Here is a 21,240-nt window from a genome sequence, read left to right on the forward strand (position 1 = left end):
CTATTTCTCATTATAATTTTTACTATCTAGGTCACCTTCATCTCGTCGGCCCTTGACAGTGGGGGACGGAAGCTCACGCCCTTCAGGACGATCATCATTAAACCAAACAACTTGAGAAACATTATTCTCCAGCGGAATCGGCCAAATATCTTCAACAATACCATTACGTACAGCCACAAAGTAGGACTGAAGCATTGAGCCATCTTCGTCAATTTCATAACAAATACGAAAAAGGCTACCAGGGACTAGAATTTTAGATCCAAAGTCAAAACATAACTGCTCGAAATCAGTTGGTGCCAATGTTCTGCCTGAAGGATTAGAAGGTTTGCCACGATAAAAACGCAGTGGCACCTGTCCAATTGTAAACTGAAATTGTAGGCCCGAATTAGTTACAGCCAACCATTCAAACCCGGAGGTGCCCGCGGCTCGATTAAACTGGTGACAAATACATGAATATGCATCACCTCCGAGCGACCAATTATTCAAACCAATTTCTGGCGCATGATGGTCAAGAGCAATGCTACGCCCACGTTCGATAAGCTGCGCAACCTGACATAATGATGCTTTTGATAGCGCTGGATCATAATCCCAAGGATGCATTCACTTATCTCCGATTCCAATTGGCATTCAACAGAGGATGTCAACCAATTTTTAATCTGTCAACCAATCTTGAAGTTTTTATCCTAGCGTAGGTATAATATTTGTGCCTTAATATTCATAATATTAAATCTCAATTCTAGAGAAATATTATCTTATGGATATCGCTCACAAAAAAATTATAATGAAATCTCTTGATCATTTTAAGGACGAATTCATGGGGATTATTGTTTTGCTGATGGTTCTAAGATTTCTAGGTTCAGATTCTATTTCTACAATAGCTCAAGCCGCTCCAACAACTGTTTTCTCCCCACAACATTACTACGACCAACCCGTCTCAGCCTTCATGACACGCGTGACTGAAACACATACGGACCTCCTCAAAGGCAAACCCGTGTCTCTCCCACGCTATCCGGTAGAAAAGCTCTGCGCACGTCAGACCGGTCAGAGCAACAATACTCCCAATCCCGTGCCCTACAATGCCTGTATCGCCAACAACCAGGAGGCCTATGACACGCTGAAGGCTGGGTGGATACAGAAGGACAGTGATGCGCGGGTGGCGTGTATCCGGCAGACAGCAGCGGCCGCCAACCCCGGTTATGACACGCTTGCTCAATGCCTTGATGCGGTGGAAGAGACCAAGCGCGAGGCGCCTTGAAGGTCCCTGCTCAGAGAGGCTTTCTTTCAGTCCGCTCAGGAATGCGGGTAGCCCAAAGAGTGTTGCAGACATGTCATGGCGGGTCGGGAAAGCGTGCTGTTTTTGCGGCGCGGGTCGGCACAGAATCTGGAACGGCCTGAATTTATGGCTATATTCAGGGATATTTCGGCACCTTTACACCTGCGCTAAGCACAACGTTACAACCGTTGGCAGCGGGGGTTGAGTGTTTTAAAGACCTACCAAAGACTTTTCACAAACTGGGGATAACGCACGACGTGTGGGAACATTTCTGCCTGGGGCTTGCGACCTGCGCCACTCTGGCATCGAGCTTCTTTTCCGGCTGGTCCGCCAAGCTGTGGTGGGATGCCTCGCGCATCCGCCTCGGCACGCTGGTTGAGACCTGCGGCAAGCCGCACGTCAAGCTGCAGCAGGTCTCGGTTGAGGATGCCTTCAACCAGCTTGACCAGGCACTGACCAACCTCAATGAGATCGTCAAAGTCCTGTCGCAGTCCAACCGGACCAATGGCCGCGCCGCCCTTTGCGGCATGGGCGGCACGCTTTTTGCTGCCCTTGCCCTGCTGCTGAACTTCGCTGCGAAGCTCTGACCACCTGATCACCCACCCTTACCCGACTTCCTCAGGCCGCCAGATGGAATGGGTGGGGTCCAGAAAGGCCTGGTTGTTCTCCACCAGCTGCTCGATCCCCAGCAGGCAGCCCAGCGCATAGGCGATGTTGAGCGCCGCCCCTTCCTTCCCTGCCAGAGCCGTCACGGCTTCCGGCGCAAGCTTCAGCAGCGCCAGCCGGGCGATATGAACACGAGTAATCAGCACCGGAACGTCAATCCGGCGGCCGGCAAAACAGCCCAACACTGACTCAAGCACAGGCTTCAGGCCAGGCGGCAACAGGCCGGCCTGCATGAGGCGGCGCAGGCGCAGCAGGTTCAGCCCCAGCGCCAGGGTAGCGAGCAAGCCGTAAAGAAAGCGCCGCACTGCCCCTTCATCCACCCGCGTCTCCCCTGCCCGCGTGGCCAGATGGGCAAAGCGGTCCAGGCTGCGCGAGATCCAACGCGCTTCATCAGGCACAGGGCCGGGGCGGACCAGCAGGTGCAGGTCACCCAGCATGGAGCGGCGCACGCGGAAGGCGGCCTGGGGCAGGTTGAAGGGGAAAATGGTGCGAAAGGCCACCACCGCGGAAGCGGAAGAAAGGATTTCGCTCAGCGCCTTGTTGAAATACTGGATCTCATTCATGTCACGCTGGTTGTCCAGCCCGCACATGAGCATGAGCATGAAGCCGTAGGTCACGCAGGCAGGGCCTGTGCTGGGGCGGGTGCGGAACGGCGCGCTCAGCATCAGCGCCGCGCCGATGATCAGCGCCAGCGGCTCAAACGTGCGCACGGACGGAATGCCCAGGATCACCACCCAGAAGGCCACGGCTGCGGCGGCCAGGGTGCCGTAGAGATAGCCCATCGTCGCCGCTTTCTGCATCGGGCGCGGGCCGAACACGCAGCAGATGACGGCGGTATAGATGATGTAAGGCAGCCCCTCGGTCCAGGCCGTGACCTCATAGACATAAGCGGTCATGAGAACGCACAGGAAGGCGCGCAAACCGTTCTGCCAGGCATAAACGCCATCGTGCCAGGGCCTGCGCGCAAAGCGGAAAGAACCATCCGCGCCAGGCGCCCGCGTGGCGCGCGCGCTGGCGCTGGCCTGGGCCAGGGCGGTGACCAGATCCGCCAGCACGCTGGCCAGGGAGGTCAGCCCCACCTGGAGGGCGGCCAGCACCGGCAGGGTCTCGCTGTGCGCCGAGCCGGCTTCAGGCGTGGCAGGCATGGGTCTTCCTAGTGCCAGGCTGCGTTGCATCAGTGCCGGGATGGGCGCCAGGCATGCTTCGCGCATGGCGTGCAGCTGGGGCACCAGCAAGGCCGCAGCCTGCTGGAAGGTCGCGCCCTTCATCGCGGCACAATCCTGCACGCGCGCCAGCAGGGCGCGCGCCTGCCTGAACAGGGTCGCCAGCTCAGCGAAAGAAATCGCCCCCGCAGCAGATGAGCTGCCCAGAAGGGGGGCAGCTTCACGCAGCAGCTGCGCATGGCCGCGCAGCCTCAGCGCCGTGCCGAACACCCGCACCAGCGCACTGCCCAAAGCCGCCAATGCCGCGCGGGCATGGTCGCCGGCACGGGTATGTGGCCCGATCTCCAGCGCCAGGAATTCAATGCGGTTGTCCAGCGCCAGCACCGCCCCCAGCTGCTGTTCCGCCTGGGCCAGCAGGGATGTGTGGTTGCTGCCTCCGCCGCTGGTCGCCTCCTGCCCGGTCGGGGCCAGGGCGGCGCTCACGATGGCCGTCACTTCCCTCAGCGCCTGCATCAGCGACAGATGGAGCGCCCGGCGTGCCTGTTTGGAGGGGTCAACGCTGAACACGGCTGCCACACTGAGCTCACAGACAATGCCCAGCATGATATAGGTGCAGCGCGACATCGCGACGGTGAAAACATTATTGGCGTCAGGGGCGGCATCCACGGCGATGATGGCGCCGGTGAACCCGGCCAGGCTCCAGGCATAGGCGCGGAAATTGGTGGCAAAGCTTCCCAGCCCGGTGCACAGCGCCGTCCACAAGGCCAGGCCGATATAAAAGAGCCAGGGCGCCTGGGGCACGAGCGCGCTGAGCAGAAGCGCGAACAGCCCGCCGCCCAATGTGCCCACAATCCGCCAGCGCGCCTTGGAAAGGCTCTCGCCGCGCGTGGGCTGCGCCACCACCCAGACGGTCAGCGGAGCCCAGGCCGGGCTGTCCAGCTCCATCCGGAAGGCGATTCCCAGCGCGATGAGGGCCGCGAAGGTGGTCCGCAGCGTAAACAGCACGCCGGCGGGCGGGTGAAAGAGCTGGCGCATGTGCCCCAGCGCCTCGCCCGCCTGATGCGCACGCAGCCGCCAGCCGGTAGAGCGCCTTTCGGGGGACTGACTGGTGGGCGGGAGGGCCAAAGGCACGGCGGGAGGTCTCTGAGCGGAAGGGGCTGTTTCTGCCTAACACCGTCTTCTGCCAAGCGGCAGCCCCTTGCGGGCATGGCGCTCCCCTGTTGCGCAGCTGCCTCGGCCACCGCTGGCTGGCCCTAGGAGGGGCTGGGCGTTTCAGGCATGGTCAGAAGCAGCCCCCTCTTCACGGCAAAGTGTCCATGCTCCTTACGCTCACGACCGCTCTCCTGCCTGTTTTCCTCACGCTTGTTTTGGGATATTTCGCCGCAATGCGGGGGGAGTTCTCGGCTGACAATGCCAAGGTGCTGACCCGGCTGGTGATGCATTACGCGCTGCCCATGGCGCTTTTTGCACATGTGACCGCCATGCCGCGAGACCTCATCCTCACCCGTGCACCGCTGGGGGCGCTGCTTTTTGCCGGCATGATGGGACCGTTCATCGCGGCTTATTTCACGGGGCGCTGGCTTTTCCGCCGCCGCTTGGCGCCCATAGTTGCTTCCAGAACCGCCATGATCACAGCCCTCTGCCTCAGCGCGCCCAGCATCCCCTTTGTCGGCGTGCCGGTTCTGGGGCAGCTGTACGGCGCCAATAGCGGGCTCATCGTTTCACTGGGCGGGTTGATCATCAATCTGGTGCAACTGCCCCTGGCCCTGCTGGTGCTGGCCGCCCCGGCTGCAGAAGCCTCTGCTCAAGAGACGAGAGACGCGCACAGAAATCCGCTTTTTTTCATACTCGGTCACGTGAAAGCGGCCCTGCGGGAACCCGTGGTCTGGGCGCCGCTCCTGGCGTTGGGGCTCCAGCTGGCTGGCGTGCACGTCCCAGTTTGGGTGCGCCAGCCGCTGCACCTGCTGGCGGTTGCCACGGGCGGAGTCGCGCTTTTTGCCACCGGAATCGTCCTGCAGACGCGTCGCATCAGGGTCAGTTTTTCTGTGGGGCTGGTCGTGCTGATCCGCAACCTGGCCATTCCGCTCGCAATGCTGGGCCTGTTGCTTGTGTTCAAGCCGCCCTTGCCGCTCCAGGCAGGGGCTGAAACTGTGGTGACCCTGGCGCTGCCAACGGCAGCGTTGGGCACCATCCTGGCGGTTGCCTTTCAGGTGGCAGAGCGAGAAGCGGCGTCCATCCTGTTTTTCAGCACGCTTTGCTCTGCCGTGACCCTGCCGCTTCTGCTCTGGCTCAGCCTCTGAGGAGAGGCCAGGCTGCAAGGCAGGCCTGGTCTTTGTTCAGCGGGCAGCAGAAATGATCTTTTCCGCTTCATCAGCCGTGATGGCGTAAGGGAAATCTTCCGCGCCATTACCCAGGGAAAGGGTCTTCATGCCACTGCCGATATTGAGCGCCGGCTGCAGCTGGCTCAGCGGCAGGGCTTTGACGACTTCCTTGCCGTCCACCACGAAGCTGGCGGTGCCGTTTGCCAGATGCACGGTCGCCGGCACGGCGTCACCCACGGCATTGAGAATGGAAACCGTAAGGGTGCGGGGAGTAGACTGGGGCATGGAGTTCTGTCCTTGTAAAAAGCCGGCCTTATAAGAAGGCAGGAAAAGGGCTGGAGGCGCGTTATATCATATATGAGTGAATTACCAGGGTGCTTTCCCCGCACGCACACCTGCTAAAAGAAAAATTATATAAGACTATATCTGGGCCCAAATCAGCCCCAACTGACGGCCCTGCCAGAAGATGGGGAGAAAATTAAGAAAAATCCATCTATAGAATCTCCCTTTCATTTCCTCTCATGCAATCCTGTCTTCCCAAAGCCGTAAAACGATCTGTCAACCCGAGTGCAGTCTTGGGAAATGTTCACAAGATCAGGAAAATTCAGAATTCAGACTGGTATCTTCCCAAATAAGTTCCTGATCAATATTTAAACCTTAATCCTTTATGATGGTTGTTGCATAATAATCGCAGGGGCATCCCTGATAAGAGAGAAAGCGTTTTCAAGCCTTGGCTGCACTTGCACCCCTTCCTATTGATCAGGAAAGGGTATAGGAAGCTGAATCAGAAAATGTTTTTCTGTTGGTCCTGACGCGCCGGTGCTTCACACACCCTCCGTCCCAACCGTGTGTGCGTCTTCCTTTCCGCCTTCCCCGCCGCGGGAAGGTCAGAGCTCCCCTGCAGGCTTCAGGCCAGCAGGATCGGCTAGGGGATCGGGTGTGAAAAGCGCCTGTCTGTCACGGACCTGCTTGATGGATGGTTTGAGATCAGGATCGATCATATGAAACTTGGGCGTAGGCAATTTCTCCGTGGCGCAGGCACATGCGTGGCCGGGGCCAGCGCGTTGGCGCTGGGCTTCACCCCTCCCTTCGCCCGCGCACAGGAAACCCGGGAATACAAGCTCCTGCAGGCCAAGCAGACGCGCAACAACTGCTGCTACTGCTCGGTCGGCTGCGGCCTGCTCGTCTATGGCATCGGCGACGGCGCCATCAACTCGCAGGAATCGATCTTCCATATTGAAGGTGACCCGGACCATCCGGTCAGCCGCGGCTCCCTGTGCCCCAAGGGCGCGGGCCTGATCGACTTCATCCATTCCGAAACGCGCCTGCAGTATCCTTCCTACCGCGCGCCCGGCAGCAAGGAATGGAAGCGGATCTCCTGGGATGAGGCCACGAGCCGCATCGCCCGCCTGCTCAAGGATGACCGCGACAAGCACTTCATCACCCATAATGAGAAGGGCGAGCTGGTCAATCGCTGGCTGTCGACCGGCATGCTGGCTTCCTCTGCCGCCTCCAACGAGACCGGCACGCTGGACTGGAAGTTCGCGCGCGCCATGGGGATGCTCTGCTTCGACAACCAGGCCCGCACCTGCCACGGCCCGACAGTGGCCGCCCTCGGCTCGACCTACGGCCGCGGCGCCATGACCAACAACTGGGTGGATATCAGAAACGCCAACACGGTTCTGGTGTTCGGCGGCAATGCGGCCGAAGCGCATCCCGTCGGTTTCAAATGGGCTGTACAGGCCAAGATCAACAACGGTGCCAAGCTGATCGTGGTCGATCCCCGCTTCAACCGTACCGCGGCCGTGGCCGACCACTACGTACCGATCCGCGCCGGCTCCGATGCCGCCTTCCTGCTGGGCATCATCAATTATCTGCTCACGCATGACCGCATCCAGCACGAATATGTGCGTGCCTACACCACCGCTTCGCTGCTGGTGCGGCCTGATTACAGCTTTGAGGACGGCCTCTTCTCCGGCTACCGCCCGGGCGAGATCGGCCCCAAGACCTACGACAAGACCTCCTGGAACTACGAGCTGGATGAGCACGGTTTCGCCAAGAGCGATCCCACCCTCCAGAATCCACGCTGCGTCATCAATCTCCTGCGTGAGCATGCAGCCCGCTTCACGCCCGAGGTCGTGTCCGAGATCTGCGGCACGCCGATAGAAGGGTTCAAGCTGGTCTGTGAGGCGCTGGCTGAAACCTCAGTGCCTGAGCTGACCACGACCTGGCTTTACGCGCTCGGCTTCACCCATCACACCAACGGCTCGCAGGTCATCCGCGGGGCGGCCATCATCCAGCTGCTGCTGGGCAATGTCGGCATGCCGGGCGGCGGCGTGAACGCCCTGCGCGGCCACTCCAACATTCAGGGCTATACCGATCTCGGCCTGCTGTCGCTGCGCATGCCCGGCTACATGAACCTGCCCATGGACAGCCAGCAGGACATGAACGTCTATCTCAAGGAACAGACAGTCGAGCCGGAGCTGCCAGACCAGGTTGATCTGTGGCGGAACTTCCCTGAATATTTCGTCTCGCTGATGAAAGCGCTGTGGGGCGACAAGGCCACCAAGGCCAACAACTGGGGTTATGACTGGCTGCCCAAATGGGACCAGAGCTACGATCTCCTCCACGTTCTGGAGCGGATGCGCCACGGCAAGATGACGGGCTATCTGGCCCAGGGCTTCAACCCGCTCGGTTCCGCGCCTGACAAGAACTACACCACCCAAGCGCTGTCGCAGCTGAAGTTCCTCGTCACGATGGACCCGCTGGACACTGAGACGTCCAATTTCTGGCAGCATACCGGCGAATACAACGACGTGCCGACGGAAGAGATCCAGACCGAGGTCTTCCGCCTGCCGACTACGTGCTTCGTTGAGGAATACGGCTCCATCGTCAACTCGGCCCGCTGGCTGCAGTGGCACTGGAAAGGCGCCAATGCGCCTGGCGAATCCTGGTCGGACGCCAAGATTCTCAGCGCGATTCTCATGAAGATGCGCGAGCTGTACCGCAAGGAAGGCGGCGCGTGCCCCGAGCCGATCCTCAACATCTCCTGGAACTACCAGAACCCGCTGGAGCCCCAGCCTGAGGAAGTGGCCAAAGAGAACAACGGCTACGCCCTGGCTGATCTCTATGACGAACACGGCAAGCTGATCGCCCGTCGCGGCGAACTGCTCTCGGATCCGCTGCATTTCCGCGCCGATGGCACCACCGCTTCCTTCAACTGGGTGTTTGCGGGCTCCTGGACGGAAGCCGGCAACCAGATGGCGCGCCGCGACAATACCGACACGGGCTGGGGCTGCACGCCGGGCTGGGCATGGTCCTGGCCTGCCAACCGCCGCATTCTCTACAACCGCGCCTGTCTGGACCCGATGGGCCGCCCGTGGGACCCCAAGCGCCGTTACCTGTACTGGGACGGCCAGAAATGGACCGGTGCCGACAATCCGGATTATCCGCTGCATTCCCCGCCGGGCAGCGGCGTGGGCCCCTTCATCACGCTGGCCGAGGGACGCGGTCGCCTGTTCTCGTGCACGTCTCTGGTGGATGGGCCCTTCCCCGAGCATTACGAGCCGATGGAAACGCCGCTCTCGCACTTGCCCTACCCCACCAAGTCGCTGCATGACCCGGCAGTGCGCATGTATGCCGATGCCCGCGCGCGCCTCGGCAATGTGGAGCACTTCCCCTACGTGGCCACGACCTACTCCATCACGGAGCTGTTCCGCACCTGGACGAAGCATGCGCGCATCAACGCCATCCTCCAGCCCGAGCAGTTCATCGAGATCAGTGAGGAACTGGCCGACAAGCTGGGCATCGGCATCGGTGACATGGTGAAGGTCTCCTCCTATCGCGGTTACATCAAAGCCGTTGCCGTGGTGACCAAGCGCCTGACCCGCCTCGATGTCATGGGCAAGTCCCTTTACCAGATCGGCGTGCCGAGCAACTGGGGCTTCAAGGGTGCAACCAAACCGGGCTTTTTGAGCAACACGCTCACGCCGGCCGTCGGGGACGCCAACACCCAGACGCCAGAGTTCAAGGCCTTCCTTGTCAATGTTGAAAAAGCTTAAGGTTTGAGGGACGAAAGATGACCCTTCAGTCACAGGATGTTATCAGGCGTTCCGCAACGAACGGCCTGACCCCCCCGCCCGATGCGCGCCACTTTGAAGAGCAGGTCACGAAGCTGATCGACGTCACTATCTGCACAGGCTGCAAAGCCTGTCAGGGGGCGTGCGATGAGTGGAACAACATTCGCGACAAAGTCGGCACCTGCGACGGCACCTACAACAACCCGCGCGATCTCAGTCCCGAGACCTGGACGGTCATCCGCTTTGATGAATACGTCGACCCCAACGGTAAGCTTGAATGGCTCATGCGCAAGGATGGCTGCATGCACTGCCAGGAGCCGGGCTGCCTGAAGTCGTGCCCCGCTCCGGGCGCGATCGTGCAGTTCGCCAACGGGATCGTGGATTTCGAGTCAGAGCACTGCATCGGCTGCGGCTATTGCATGATCGGCTGCCCCTTCAACATTCCGCGGGTCAGCGAGAAGGACAACCACTCCTACAAGTGCACCCTCTGTGCCGACCGCGTCGCTGTCGGCCAGGAGCCGGCCTGCGCGAAGACCTGCACCACGGGTGCCATCTCCTTCGGCAACCGCAAGGAAATGCTGGAACTGGCTGAAGCACGCGTGGCCGAGCTGAAAACCCGTGGCTTTGCCGAGGCCGGGATCTACAATCCGCAAGGGGTGGGGGGCACGCATGTGGTTTACGTGCTCCAGCATGCCAATGACCCCGAGATCTATCACGGCCTGCCCAAAAACCCGGAAATCAGCCCGCTTGTCCGTGGCTGGAAAGACTGGCTGAAGCCGATCGGCGCCCTGGGCTTCATCGGCACGATTGCCGCAGCCTTCGCCCATTTTGCCGGCGTCGGTCCCAATACCGACCAGTATGCGCCTCCGATCGGCGAGGAAGAGGAGAAAACCCTCAAGCGCGAAGAGCGGGAAGTGGACGAGGTCGTCGACATCCACAACCGCCGCGTGCTGCGCCGCGAGGACAAGGCCGCCAACGAGGAAGCCGCCGCCCTTCAGCGCCAGGCCGAACAGGCCAGCAAGAAGCACGACCACAACGACGGCAAGGCCGACTAAGGAAGGTTTGGGGACATGGAAGACAAATACAAAATCCTGCGGTGCAAATATACCGACCGCCTTCTGCATTGGGGCAATGCCACCTGCTTCGCCCTGGCCGCCTTCAGCGGGCTTTCCTTCTTTTTTCCCAGCCTGGACATCATGGGGCGTGTGCTAGGCCCCGGGCAGCTGGCACGCACGCTTCATCCCTTCATGGGCATTGCGGTGTTCTGCTTCCTGTTCATCATGTTCTTCCGCTTCGTGCGCCACAACCTGCCGGACCGTTTCGACATCCTGTGGTTCAAGAACATCGTGGGCGTGCTGATGAACCAGCACGGCAAGGACCTGCATATCGGCAAATACAATGCCGGGCAGAAGGTTCTGTTCTGGTGCATCATGTCCCTGATCTGGGTGCTGATGATCAGCGGGCTGATGGTGTGGCGCAAATATTTCGCGGGCTATTTCTCCCAGTCGGTCCTGCGCGTCGCCATTCTCGTGCATTCGGCTGCGGCGATCTCGCTCATGATGCTTATCCTGGGTCATATCTACATGGGCATCTGGGTCCGTGGCTCCATCACCGGCATGGTGACGGGCTTTGTCACACGGCGCTGGGCGCGGGTGCATCATGACCGCTGGCTCGAAGGCATCATGAAGAAGGAAGGCGCTAAGGCCCGTCAGGAGCTGGCTGAAGGCGTTCCGCCCAATCCCCACGCTCACTGAGCCCGGAAATACGCCTTCCGGCTGCCAGACAGCGCTCTCGCCTTTTCCTTGTTCCTGTGGGACACCAGGTGAGAAAATATTCCAGAGGGCCCGCAGACTGCCGGGCCCTTTTCTGTATCAGGCTCTGATATGGAAAACTCTTCCCCGCCAACCCCTATTCCACGCCTGACCGCGGAGCCCTTATGACTGCTTCATCCAACCGCCCCGCCCCGCCCCTGCCTTCAGACGTGCCGGTCCCACCCGAAGAACGGACCGGTGGAATCGTTTCCATCGATCCTGTGCTCTCCCCAGATCTCAAGGCGCTTTATGAACGCCGTATCACGCGGTTGGCAGCACTGGAGGAAAAGGCAGGCGAGGACGGGGGAAACTATCTCGCTTTCCTCAGACACCTGGTGGAACTCCAGGCCCGCCAGCTTGAGCAGGCCCCCCTTTCTCCCCAGGACATGGCAACCATGGCCGTCTGGCTGAACAGCACTGTCATGCCCTCTGCGGAAGCCCTTGCCGAAGCGCCCTTCTGGCAGGAGATCTTCCGCACCTTCATTGCAGAACTGGCGCCCTCTCTGCCTGTCCCCCAGGCGGAAGCATTGCAGCAGGCCTCCAGGGATGTCCCCGAACTGGCCCGGCAGGCCCACCTGCTGCTGACAGGCAATTTCTCTGAAGCAAACCAGGTGCTGGCCGTTCCGCTGTTTGCAGTGCTGTCTTTGTGCTGGGCCCAGGGGGCGTCCATGCTTCTGGCCACCGAAGAGGCCCGCAAGGCCCGTGCCGAGCCCGAAGCCGTCAACTGCCCCTGTTGTGGCGCGCTGGCTGTGGCAAGTCTCGTCATGACAGGCGGGCGCGAAGGCCTGCGCTACCAGGAATGCAGCCTGTGCGAAACGCGCTGGCACCGCGTGCGCTCCCTGTGCACCGTTTGCGGTGAAAGCGGCAAGCTGAACTACTGGTCGCTTGATGAGCAGAAAGCCCCGGTCGAGGTTGAAACCTGCGGTGACTGCCTGAGCTACGTCAAGCTGATCCGCCTTGACCGTGACCCGCAGCAGGAAGGCGTGGCTGACGATCTCGGCACTTTCCCGCTTGATAGCCTGATCGGTGAGAAATCCTTCACCCGCTCGACCATCAATCCCTTCGCTCTGCCTTTGTAGAAAATTTCAAAAATAGGTTTTACCTGATTCAGGCGTCTGAAAAATGTCTGCCACCATTGCAAACAGGTAATTGCTGCTGCACAAGAACCAACATCCGCACCAGCCTCCAGAGCGCTGGAAAACCTACTGCCCCTCTAGCGCCCCGAGCTGCGAAAGACCTGCATTCATGACCCCGACCCGGAAATCTTTTCTCGCTGTCCCTGCAGAGGACAGGATGGCCACCTTCATCTTCCTCGTGCTCACCTTCTTCAGCGGCGGGATCTTCTATTACGTCCGCCTCAGCCAGATTCTCATTCTCTGCCGCAACCGTTTCGAGCCGTTCCCCTATAAAGCCCTCTTCTACAGCGCCCTTGTTCTGACAGGAACCTTGGGTGGTCTCATTAATATAATTATTTACGCTCTTCCTACGGACGCACAATTGCATTCCACTCCCCCATCATCGGATACTCAGGCTCAGGTGGGATTAATAGGCGTTCTCGTTATTGCATGCTTTGTCTGCTGGCTCAGCAAGTGGCTTCTACAGCTCATCTTGGCTTATCGAACTGCTCACTCTCTTAGACTGAAAGCTGATGAGACCTACGGTATTGATCTTCCCATCAACAATTTCTTAATCTTTTTCTTCAGCTTCTACTATCTCAATTATATCCTCAACAAATATGATTTATATACCTCATCTATACCAACATGATAAGAAAATTTATTTTTGATTCTAAAACATTTTCTTGGTGAATCTAAAAAATGTTATAATTCTCATATTTTCCTATAGCTCTAAAACTACTATAAATTTCTTAAAAGAAAAGGTAAAAGAGATATTTCTTAATTCTTTTAGGCATGCTATTGGAATCTAGGGCTTAGATCTTTAGAGCTATATCCCTAAAAAAATTATCAATCACAGTAGAACCTTAACAGATGGCACAGATATTAAACTACATTATGGACTATCATGGTCATATCCTTACTTATGATGGATCAGCTCTTCAATTTGTCTCAATTGAAAATCTCACCTCAGAAGAAGCTGTATGGATTGACCTCGCTACGAATAATCTATTTTTTCGTTCTAAACAGGTTTTCTTTTGTGAAAAAGATCGGCGTGTTAATATAACGCAAAAGCCGAATAATTTAGTTCAGATTTTTTATGATAATAATTTACTTAAAATTTCCGGCTTAGGTATTTTCGCTGGCGCCCATCCCGAAGGAGAGTTTGTTTTACGTAACAAAGCTGATTTATGGGAGGCTTTTCTTCCAATTTCTCCTGAAATTCTCAAATTTTTGCAATATGTGCAAAAATTGGGCAATGAGTTAAATGTACATGTTCTCGTTGAGAAATTTATGCTTCAATACGGAGAAAAGGAATTTTTTATTGACCAAAATAGATCTATTAGTCTTAACGATGATCGATTAACTCTAATTGACGTTAACTCGTCAATAATCGAAATACCAAAATTAAATCCAGCTTTATATTTCTGTGCTTTTTCTTCGAATGAGGCAGTTAAATGTGCTTTATTAGCCATTAAAACATTTGAAATGTTTTCAAACGTTGATTTTACATATATTATTTTCACGAATATCGAAGATTTTCCTTTTCCCGATAATCAACCTAACTTGAAAATTATTCATGTGGAATCTTTTGGCATTATTAGCCATTTGTACAAGAGATATAGTCAGGATGTAATGAACCATCTCACAGAGTATAGCCCCATAATTTATTCTGATTGTGATGTTATATGTAATGGTGATTTAAAAGAATTCGTAAAAGTTGCTAGTGCATCTGAAAAAATCTATACCAATGTAGAGGGAGATAAATCTAAAAAATTCATTATGGAGTATGGTTGGTTCATAGGAGATTATTATAAATTCGATGAAACTATTCATGATAAAACTATCTATGCAGTCAACTCAGGAATATTTTCCTTTAAGTCTGTTCAGTCTTTTCAAATTGTTTCCGTCAATATGGATCGTATCTCTGCTCTTATTAATGCTAGACACAATGGAATTCCTCATAAATGCTTCGATCAATCAGCTTTTAATTATCTCCTAACGAAATTTTGTAATTTCGATACTGAGTTTTTGAAACAATATGTTATTAATTGGCCGCATCCAGAATTCTCTAAAATTGATCGAACTGGCCTAGCTCATTTTTGCGGCGGATTAGGACAATTTACATCTAAATATGATAAAATGGCTGCTTATGTTGAATATCTTAGCGATTAATTTGAAACAAATTTTCTTAAGATATTATTTTTTTAGATCTTAGGAAAGAAGTAAAGTTGTTTAATTAACTTATACGTGCTCTAAATCCATTGCAAAAAGCTTCCTTTCATGACTTCTCCCACTGAAACCGCTGCAACCCTGTTTCTCGACAGCATGAATGTTCCTTACGAGACGCGTCACTACGATTACGCGCCGGAGAAGGGACATATTGGCGAGCAGGCGGCTGAGGCCCTCGGAGCCGCACCTGAAGGGGTGTTCAAGACCCTGGCAGTGAAGGTGGACCGCAAAGTGCCGGCCTTTGTCGTGTTGCCGGTTAAGGAAAGGGTGGATTTCAAGGCGGTTGCGGCAGCGCTTGGTGGGCGCAATGCCAAGATGATGCAGCCTGATGAAGCCCATGACCGCACAGGCTACGTGCAGGGCGGCACGACCCCCTTCGGTTCACGCCAGACCCTGCCGGTGGTCCTGGATGCAAGCGCTGAAGGGCACGAGAAAATCTGGATCAATGCGGGCGCGCAGGGCTTTCTGGTTTGTCTGGCACCCGAAGAAATCATCCGGGTGACCGGAGCCGTTCTGGCAAAGGTGACCCAGCCTGCCGGGTAAGGGACAGCACGGGCTCTTTCAACAGGACGCTTTTCCCTGTAAGGAGCTCTCTGATTTCTCCACGCCTCTTTATCCGAACTGTCCGCTCCGCTTTTCTGTGCCTGGACCAATCCAACTGGGAACCGGCCCACTGAAAACGGGCCAATTGAAAACAGCCCCAGGAAAAACGGTCTGAAGCCAGATCCTGTGTGCGATCCACCGGTTTCGGATAGAGAGGCTCTGTCGAGGGAGCACAACCAGTCCCATGTCCACTTTCCGCTTTTTCCGTGGCGCTTTTCTCTTTACCGGACTGTGCCTGATCCTGGGCGGCTGGCTGGGATACCAGCAGGCCCATACGGCTGCCGGGGCTGTAAATGCCGTGCTGATCTGCCTCATCCTCGGCGTCATGGAAGTTTCGCTGTCCTTCGACAACGCCGTCGTCAACGCAACAATCCTGCGGCATATGAGCCTTTACTGGCAGCGCATGTTCCTAACCCTGGGCATGCTGGTGGCCGTATTCGGCATGCGGCTGCTTTTTCCGCTCATCATCGTCGCCCTTTCAGCCCATATCGACCCGCTGGCTGCCCTGCAGCTCGCTCTCAGCGCGCCTGACCGCTACGCACAGGTGCTGACAGGCTCCCATACAGCCATCATGGGATTCGGCGGCGCTTTTCTCATGCTGGTCGGGCTGAATTTCTTCCTCGACCAGGACCGGGACGTGCACTGGATCAGCCTCGTTGAAAAACCCTTCGCCCACCTGGGCCAACTGCCCGGTGCGCCGATCGGCCTGACATTGATCGCCGTTCTGCTGACGGCCCGTTTCCTCGTCCCTGCCGGGCAGGCGCTGACCTTCACTGATGCCGCCCTTTACGGCATCCTCACCTGGCTCGGCGTGGAGGGCATCGGTGCGCTTCTGGGGGCTGAAGCGGGCAAAGCCGGCGCTGCAACGGCACGGTCAGGCCTGGCCTCGTTCATCTATCTGGAAGTTCTGGACGCCTCTTTCAGCTTCGATGGCGTCATCGGGGCCTTCGCGCTTTCCAACGATCTTTTCATCATCACGCTCGGCCTGGGCATCGGGGCCATGTTCGTGCGCTCCCTTACAGTCCTGCTGGTGGAGAAGGGCGTGCTCAGCAACTATCGCTATCTTGAGCACGGCGCTTTCTGGGCCATCCTCACCCTGGCCTTCATCATGTTTCTCAGCGTGCGTCTCGAGGTGCCGGAACTGGTGACCGGCTGCTTGGGTGGCGGTCTGATCCTGTTGGCCTTTCTTTCCTCGGTCTTCTGGAACCGGGCACATCCTGAAGCCGCTTCCATGACCCTGTCTGAGGAGACTTCCTGAGGCTCTCTGCAGGCTCTTTCCGAGCCCCCGCAGAATCGGGCATGATGAATGCTGTGTTACAGCTTCAGGGCAAGACGTCCCGGCCAGGGCAGCTGCGGCATGACTATTCCGGAAGGCACAGACGCACATGTCAGCAAACATTCAGCCAGACGCCCCATCGCCAGAGAAGCCTGAAGGCTCGAAAGCGCCAAAGGTGCCCGATACACCTTCCCCCTGCTCCAGGCGGCGGGCGCTCACCCTCAGCGCCGGCGTTCTGGGCGGCGTCGGCGCCTGCGCCCTGGCCGTTCCCTTCCTTGATTCCCTGCGCGACCCTGAAGCCCGGCTGAAGGAAGCAGTCTCTGCCCACGCCACGCGTGACGTGGATCTGGCCTCCCTGGCGCCTGGCCATCACATGACGGTGCCCTGGCGCAACTGGCCGGTGTTCATTCTCCACCGCACCCCGGACATGCTCCACGCCCTGCAGGATCCGGCTTTGCTGAGCCGCCTGCGTGACCCTGATTCGCGCGAACGCCAGCAGCCGCCTGATGCCACTAATCCCTGGCGGTCGGTCCGCCCCCAGTTCGCCGTGCTGATCGGCATCTGCACCCATCTGGGCTGCATCCCCAACCCCCGGCCGGTTCCGGTCGATCCGCAGGCAGGCGGATGGTTCTGCGGCTGCCACGGCTCCCAGTTCGACGGGGCCGGGCGCGTCCTGCGCAACATGCCCGCTGCCTACAACCTGCCCGTCCCGCCAGTCCGCTACCTGAACGACACGACCCTGCGCCTGGGCGAAAGCGCGGGAAACGGCTTCACCATGCAGGATATCGTCCAGCTCTAGTTCCACCCCAACAAGGCCCCGATCGTGACCAGCATCTCCCAGCCTTCCCAGAATGATTGTCCTGATACGGGTGCCAGCAGGCTTTCCGGTCAGGGGGCCGCTGAAGCGCCGTGCCCTGCAGAGCACCGGCTTCAGAGCTGTTCAGAACGCCTGGAACACGTGATGCAATGGCTGGAAAGACGTCTCCCTTTTCTGGGGCGCTTTCTCAGGCATCTGGCCAATTACCCCATGCCGCCCGTCAACTGGCTCTGGACCGTCGGCGCCTGCCTGATCGTCGGGCTGTGCCTGCTGGTGGCAAGCGGCCTGTTCCTGGCTCTTTTCTACACCCCCCTTCCCAGACTGGCCTTCAGCGCGATCAACACCGTTGAACGCCACGTGCCGGCCGGCTGGTTTCTGCGCAGCCTGCATGTCGGCGGTGCAGACATGACTTTTGCCGCTCTTTACATACATGCCGGCCGAGGCCTGTGGTACGGCAGCTACCGGGCCCCGCGTGAACTGGTCTGGTGGAGCGGGCTGTGCCTGTTGCTGCTGTTCATGACAACCGCTTTCATCGGCTATGTGCTGCCCTGGGGGCAGATGTCCTACTGGGGCGCGACCGTCATCACCAATGCTGTCGGGGACCTGCCGCTCATCGGGCCGATGCTGCTGTCCTATCTTCTGGGCGCAGACGGGCTGGGGCCTGTTGCCCTGCACCGCTTTTTCATTCTCCACATCTTTCTGGGATTCACGGCCCTTCTGCTGATGGGCGTACATCTTGTCTGCCTGCACGGCGTCGGCAGCAGCAACCCGACGCTGGGCAGTCGGCGACTCGACCGCACCATGCGGCCTTTCGTACCTTATTATGCCGCCCGGGACGGGTTGGCAGTCTGCATCTTTCTGATCCTTTACGCAGTCCTGGTCTTCTTCCTTCCCGGCTGGCTGGAAAACCCGGTCAATCTTCTGCCGGCCGATCCGTTGCGCACACCGCCCAACATCACGCCTGAATGGTATCTGGCACCCTGGTTTGCCATGCTGCGCGCCATTCCCTCACGCCTGGGCGGCCTGCTTGTGGCTGCCGGCTCGCTGACAGTGCTGTTCCTGCTGCCCTGGCTCGGTGGCAGGACGGGTCCCACAGGCAGGCGGGCAGGTCATGCACCTATTGGCTGGACCCTGTTTTTCGCCGCTTTTCTCACCCTGGCGGCGGCCGGAATGCACCCGCCTTCCCCCTGCTGGGTCTGGGTCAGCCGACTGGCCATTCTCATATGGTTCACCGTTCCGTGCGTGCTGCTGCCGCTTGCAGCCCGGCAGGAAAACCGGTCTGCCACCGCTGTTCCCGGGCGCGGACCTGCTGACGTGCGGGGGGGCTGATCCATGCCCTCTTTCATCAGCCCTTCCCGCCCCTTACGGTCTCCAGGACGCAGCTGGCTGCGGGGCCTGCGCTTCATTTGCCTTGCACTCACTCCAGGCCTTGCTGTCCTCTCCGGCGTCAGCGCAGTCCAGGCACAACCCGGTGTGGCTGAGCGGCTTGCGGCAGTCCCTTCAGCTGCCAGGGGCGCCGTGATCTTCCAGCATGTGTGCAGCGCCTGCCACGGCCTCGATCGCCTGCAATACGCAGATCTCCTGCCCCTGCTTGAGCAGGCTGAGCGCGCAGACAGTACCAATGCGCAAAAGGCTCATGAAAATGCCTACAGGGACCTGCTCAGCTGGGCTGCCACGCGTCATGCCACGCTGGCTTCCCCCATCGCCTCGCCCTATCCGGACCCTGCCGCCGCCAAGGCGGCCAATGGAGGCGACATGCCGCCCGATCTTTCAGTCATCGTGCGCACGATCAGGGGCGGCCCGGCCTACGTGCAGGCCATGCTGGAGGGGTATCGCCCCCCACCTCCCGGACTGAAGCTGGGCCCGGCCACCTATTACAATCCGGTCGCCCTCACACATCATCACCGCTTCCACATGCCGCCGCCTTTTCATGACGGCATGGATTTCGGCCCGTACGGCCAGAGCGCAACGGTGACGGAAATGGCCCGGGACGTCACGGCTTTTCTGGTCTGGAGCGCCTGGCCGCATGCGCGTGCGCGACTGCTGGCCGGCTATGGGGTCCTGGCCTATCTTGCTGTGCTGACAGCCATCATGGCCGGGCTGACCTGCCTGATCTGGCGGTGCCCGCCTTTCGGCGGGGAAGAAACACAGCCAGGCAGGAGACAGGACCATGAATGAGCATGAGCCCCCGTCAGTGACCGTGTTCTTTTCCTCCCAGAATGAGACAGGCATGCGGGAAGGACGGCGTTTCATTGAAAAGTCCCTGCGCCGTGCGCTGGATGAACTCGCTGCAGAACGCAGGCAGGCTTTTCTCCTTCTGACGGTTTCGCCCCCGGGAGAGCCCGAGCCAGGTCCCTCCAATTCCACTGATCGGCCTGGAGAGAGCAAGCCTGAGCCCTCCGCCACCCGATCGGCAGAACAGACAGCGCTGACACGTCACTACGCCCGGCTTGAAGAAGCGGCCCTGGTAGTGGCAGACCTGACAGCCGTTGCCCATACCCGCAACGGTCGCAAGGTGCCGAGCCCCGAAGTCATGCGCGATCTCGGCTGGGCGCTCGCGCGTCTCGGACCTGAAAAGGTCATCACCGTCGCGCATGCGGCCAAAGAAAGCGCCATCCGTGCTGAACTGACCTACACGATCACCAGTGCAGCGGATGCCCAGGCGGCCTTTCAGGAACTGACCCGCGCCTTTCGCCAGGCCTTGGAGAACCGGCTCAGCTAGGAGACCGGTTCGCGGGTCTGCGAAACACGCAGGCCTGCCTGGAAGGATCAGGGCGCCGGATTGGCATTGAGCTGGTGAATGGCGTCAATGCGCTCGAGAAGCTCAGGCGTGATGGTGACATCCAGAGAGCCGAGAATCACTTCCAGCTGTGCCAGGCTGGTGGCCCCGATGATGTTGGAAGTTACGAAAGGCCGCGACGTCACAAAAGCCACGGCCAGCTGCACCGGATCAATGCCGACTTCACGCGCCAGGGCCAGGTAAGCCTCAATGGCCGTGTCAACGCCTGGCTTTTCATAACGGTTGCCGCGGTTGAAGAGCGTCGTGCGCGCACCAGGCGGGCGGGCGCCGTTGAGGTATTTCCCTGTCAGATAGCCCTGCCCCAGCGGGGAATAAGCCAGCAGACCGACCTGCTCCCGCATTGCAAACTCGGCCAGGCCGATCTCGAAGGTCCGGTTGAGCAGATTGTAGGCATTCTGGATCGACACCACCCGCGGCAGATGCGCCCGTTCACTTTCCAGCAGGAACTGAGATACCCCCCAGGCGGTTTCATTGGAGAGACCGATATGGCGGATCTTGCCTTCCTGCACCAGCTCGCCCAGAACGCCCAGAGTTTCAGCGATAGGCACTTCATCTGCCAGTTCCGCAGGCGTGGGGGCACGGTAGGTCGTTCCCCCCTCGCCGAAAAGCTGGAGCGGGCGGTCAGGCCAGTGCAGCTGGTAGAGATCGATGTAATCCGTTTGCAGGCGGCGGAGGGAATTTTCCAGGGCGTAACGGATCTGCTCTGGCCGCAGACGCGCGCCCTTGTCCATGCTGTCAGGCCGGAACCAGGGGTTGACACTGCGCCCGACCACCTTGGTGGCCAGGATGATTCGCTCCCGGTTGCCACGCGCCTTGAGCCAGCTGCCGACAATCGTCTCGGTAGCGCCGTAGGTTTCGGCACGCGGCGGGATGGAATAAAGCTCGGCCGTATCAATGAAGTTGATACCCCTGCTGACAGCCATGTCGAGCTGGGCATGACCCTCGGCTTCCGTGTTCTGCTGGCCGAAGGTCATGGTGCCGAGACACAGGGCGCTGACCTTCACATCCGTGCGGCCAAGGCGGCGATAAGGCATTTTCGGAAAAGCGCTTTCCAGGGATGTCATGGAGTCCTCCGGGAGTGAGT

The 21,240-nt window shown here is 58.4% G+C and carries 19 protein-coding genes; 15 read left to right on the forward strand and 4 right to left on the reverse strand.

Features of this window, described 5'->3' with window-relative positions:
• A complete protein-coding gene (locus E3E11_RS02375; protein ID WP_141451015.1) occupies positions 1-600 on the reverse strand; it encodes a hypothetical protein in 600 nt (199 codons plus the stop codon).
• Between the two features lie 343 nt (positions 601-943).
• On the opposite strand from E3E11_RS02375, the gene E3E11_RS02380 reads away from it, so the two are divergent.
• Both E3E11_RS02380 and E3E11_RS02385 read left to right on the forward strand, forming a co-directional pair.
• Entirely contained in the window at positions 944-1,255 is a 312-nt protein-coding gene (locus E3E11_RS02380) for a hypothetical protein (protein ID WP_141451016.1), read from the forward strand.
• Positions 1,256-1,530: 275 nt separating this feature from the next.
• Positions 1,531-1,860: a hypothetical protein gene (locus E3E11_RS02385; RefSeq protein ID WP_141451017.1), complete on the forward strand. Its 330-nt coding sequence runs from the start codon at positions 1,531-1,533 to the stop codon at positions 1,858-1,860.
• 18 nt (positions 1,861-1,878) lie between these two features.
• Here the strand turns inward: E3E11_RS02385 and E3E11_RS02390 are convergent, their stop codons facing one another.
• Positions 1,879-4,233, reverse strand: a complete 2,355-nt coding sequence (locus E3E11_RS02390; RefSeq protein WP_141451018.1) for an FUSC family protein — start codon at positions 4,231-4,233, stop codon at positions 1,879-1,881.
• Positions 4,234-4,418: 185 nt separating this feature from the next.
• Between E3E11_RS02390 and E3E11_RS02395 the strand changes: the two genes are divergently transcribed.
• On the forward strand, positions 4,419-5,402 hold the full coding sequence (locus E3E11_RS02395) for an AEC family transporter (RefSeq protein WP_141451019.1): 984 nt from the start codon (positions 4,419-4,421) through the stop codon (positions 5,400-5,402).
• Between the two features lie 36 nt (positions 5,403-5,438).
• On the opposite strand, the gene E3E11_RS02400 is transcribed toward E3E11_RS02395, so the two are convergent.
• Positions 5,439-5,708 (reverse strand): hypothetical protein, encoded by a 270-nt coding sequence (locus E3E11_RS02400; protein WP_141451020.1) that lies wholly within the window; start codon positions 5,706-5,708, stop codon positions 5,439-5,441.
• A 716-nt stretch (positions 5,709-6,424) separates the two neighbouring features.
• Here E3E11_RS02400 and fdnG point away from each other — a divergent pair.
• From fdnG to E3E11_RS02460, 12 genes are all read left to right on the forward strand, one after another.
• On the forward strand, positions 6,425-9,484 hold the full coding sequence (fdnG, locus tag E3E11_RS02405) for a formate dehydrogenase-N subunit alpha (protein ID WP_141451021.1): 3,060 nt from the start codon (positions 6,425-6,427) through the stop codon (positions 9,482-9,484).
• Between the two features lie 17 nt (positions 9,485-9,501).
• Entirely contained in the window at positions 9,502-10,557 is a 1,056-nt protein-coding gene (gene fdxH / locus E3E11_RS02410) for a formate dehydrogenase subunit beta (protein WP_141451022.1), read from the forward strand.
• Between the two features lie 15 nt (positions 10,558-10,572).
• A complete protein-coding gene (locus E3E11_RS02415; RefSeq protein ID WP_141451023.1) occupies positions 10,573-11,256 on the forward strand; it encodes a formate dehydrogenase subunit gamma in 684 nt (227 codons plus the stop codon).
• A gap of 182 nt (positions 11,257-11,438) precedes the next feature.
• Complete coding sequence (fdhE, locus tag E3E11_RS02420; protein ID WP_141451024.1) at positions 11,439-12,392, forward strand: formate dehydrogenase accessory protein FdhE; 954 nt, start codon at positions 11,439-11,441, stop codon at positions 12,390-12,392.
• Between the two features lie 214 nt (positions 12,393-12,606).
• A complete protein-coding gene (locus tag E3E11_RS02425) occupies positions 12,607-13,080 on the forward strand; it encodes a hypothetical protein (RefSeq protein WP_141451025.1) in 474 nt (157 codons plus the stop codon).
• Positions 13,081-13,301: 221 nt separating this feature from the next.
• A complete protein-coding gene (locus E3E11_RS02430; protein ID WP_141451026.1) occupies positions 13,302-14,603 on the forward strand; it encodes a glycosyltransferase family protein in 1,302 nt (433 codons plus the stop codon).
• A 108-nt stretch (positions 14,604-14,711) separates the two neighbouring features.
• Entirely contained in the window at positions 14,712-15,203 is a 492-nt protein-coding gene (ybaK, locus tag E3E11_RS02435; protein WP_141451027.1) for a Cys-tRNA(Pro) deacylase, read from the forward strand.
• A 244-nt stretch (positions 15,204-15,447) separates the two neighbouring features.
• A complete protein-coding gene (locus E3E11_RS02440) occupies positions 15,448-16,521 on the forward strand; it encodes a DUF475 domain-containing protein (protein ID WP_141451028.1) in 1,074 nt (357 codons plus the stop codon).
• 193 nt (positions 16,522-16,714) lie between these two features.
• The gene (gene petA, locus E3E11_RS02445; RefSeq protein ID WP_231118965.1) at positions 16,715-17,338 is read left to right on the forward strand and encodes a ubiquinol-cytochrome c reductase iron-sulfur subunit; all 624 of its coding nucleotides are present in this window, start codon (positions 16,715-16,717) and stop codon (positions 17,336-17,338) included.
• Between the two features lie 24 nt (positions 17,339-17,362).
• Complete coding sequence (locus E3E11_RS02450; protein ID WP_231118966.1) at positions 17,363-18,685, forward strand: cytochrome b; 1,323 nt, start codon at positions 17,363-17,365, stop codon at positions 18,683-18,685.
• A gap of 144 nt (positions 18,686-18,829) precedes the next feature.
• Entirely contained in the window at positions 18,830-19,534 is a 705-nt protein-coding gene (locus E3E11_RS02455) for a cytochrome c1 (protein WP_168189185.1), read from the forward strand.
• On the forward strand, positions 19,527-20,078 hold the full coding sequence (locus tag E3E11_RS02460; RefSeq protein WP_141451031.1) for a hypothetical protein: 552 nt from the start codon (positions 19,527-19,529) through the stop codon (positions 20,076-20,078). Before E3E11_RS02455 ends, E3E11_RS02460 begins: the two co-directional genes overlap by 8 nt.
• Positions 20,079-20,125: 47 nt before the next feature.
• Here E3E11_RS02460 and E3E11_RS02465 read toward each other — a convergent pair whose 3' ends face one another.
• Positions 20,126-21,190: an aldo/keto reductase gene (locus E3E11_RS02465; RefSeq protein ID WP_141452070.1), complete on the reverse strand. Its 1,065-nt coding sequence runs from the start codon at positions 21,188-21,190 to the stop codon at positions 20,126-20,128.
• Positions 21,191-21,240: the final 50 nt, after the last annotated feature.

This window comes from Oecophyllibacter saccharovorans, assembly GCF_006542375.1.
In the GTDB taxonomy this organism is placed as follows: domain Bacteria; phylum Pseudomonadota; class Alphaproteobacteria; order Acetobacterales; family Acetobacteraceae; genus Oecophyllibacter; species Oecophyllibacter saccharovorans.

Bases quoted from the DNA above. Each gene is read 5' to 3' on its own strand.
- fdxH (WP_141451022.1), top strand. From the start codon at position 9,502: ATGACCCTTCAGTCACAGGATGTTATCAGGCGTTCCGCAACGAACGGC.
- E3E11_RS02395 (WP_141451019.1), top strand. From the start codon at position 4,419: ATGCTCCTTACGCTCACGACCGCTCTCCTGCCTGTTTTCCTCACGCTT.
- E3E11_RS02440 (WP_141451028.1), top strand. From the start codon at position 15,448: ATGTCCACTTTCCGCTTTTTCCGTGGCGCTTTTCTCTTTACCGGACTG.
- E3E11_RS02465 (WP_141452070.1), bottom strand. From the start codon at position 21,190: ATGCCTTATCGCCGCCTTGGCCGCACGGATGTGAAGGTCAGCGCCCTG.
- E3E11_RS02430 (WP_141451026.1), top strand. From the start codon at position 13,302: ATGGCACAGATATTAAACTACATTATGGACTATCATGGTCATATCCTT.
- E3E11_RS02460 (WP_141451031.1), top strand. From the start codon at position 19,527: ATGAATGAGCATGAGCCCCCGTCAGTGACCGTGTTCTTTTCCTCCCAG.
- E3E11_RS02425 (WP_141451025.1), top strand. From the start codon at position 12,607: ATGGCCACCTTCATCTTCCTCGTGCTCACCTTCTTCAGCGGCGGGATC.
- E3E11_RS02375 (WP_141451015.1), bottom strand. From the start codon at position 600: ATGCATCCTTGGGATTATGATCCAGCGCTATCAAAAGCATCATTATGT.
- fdnG (WP_141451021.1), top strand. From the start codon at position 6,425: ATGAAACTTGGGCGTAGGCAATTTCTCCGTGGCGCAGGCACATGCGTG.
- fdhE (WP_141451024.1), top strand. From the start codon at position 11,439: ATGACTGCTTCATCCAACCGCCCCGCCCCGCCCCTGCCTTCAGACGTG.
- ybaK (WP_141451027.1), top strand. From the start codon at position 14,712: ATGACTTCTCCCACTGAAACCGCTGCAACCCTGTTTCTCGACAGCATG.
- E3E11_RS02400 (WP_141451020.1), bottom strand. From the start codon at position 5,708: ATGCCCCAGTCTACTCCCCGCACCCTTACGGTTTCCATTCTCAATGCC.
- E3E11_RS02415 (WP_141451023.1), top strand. From the start codon at position 10,573: ATGGAAGACAAATACAAAATCCTGCGGTGCAAATATACCGACCGCCTT.
- E3E11_RS02380 (WP_141451016.1), top strand. From the start codon at position 944: ATGACACGCGTGACTGAAACACATACGGACCTCCTCAAAGGCAAACCC.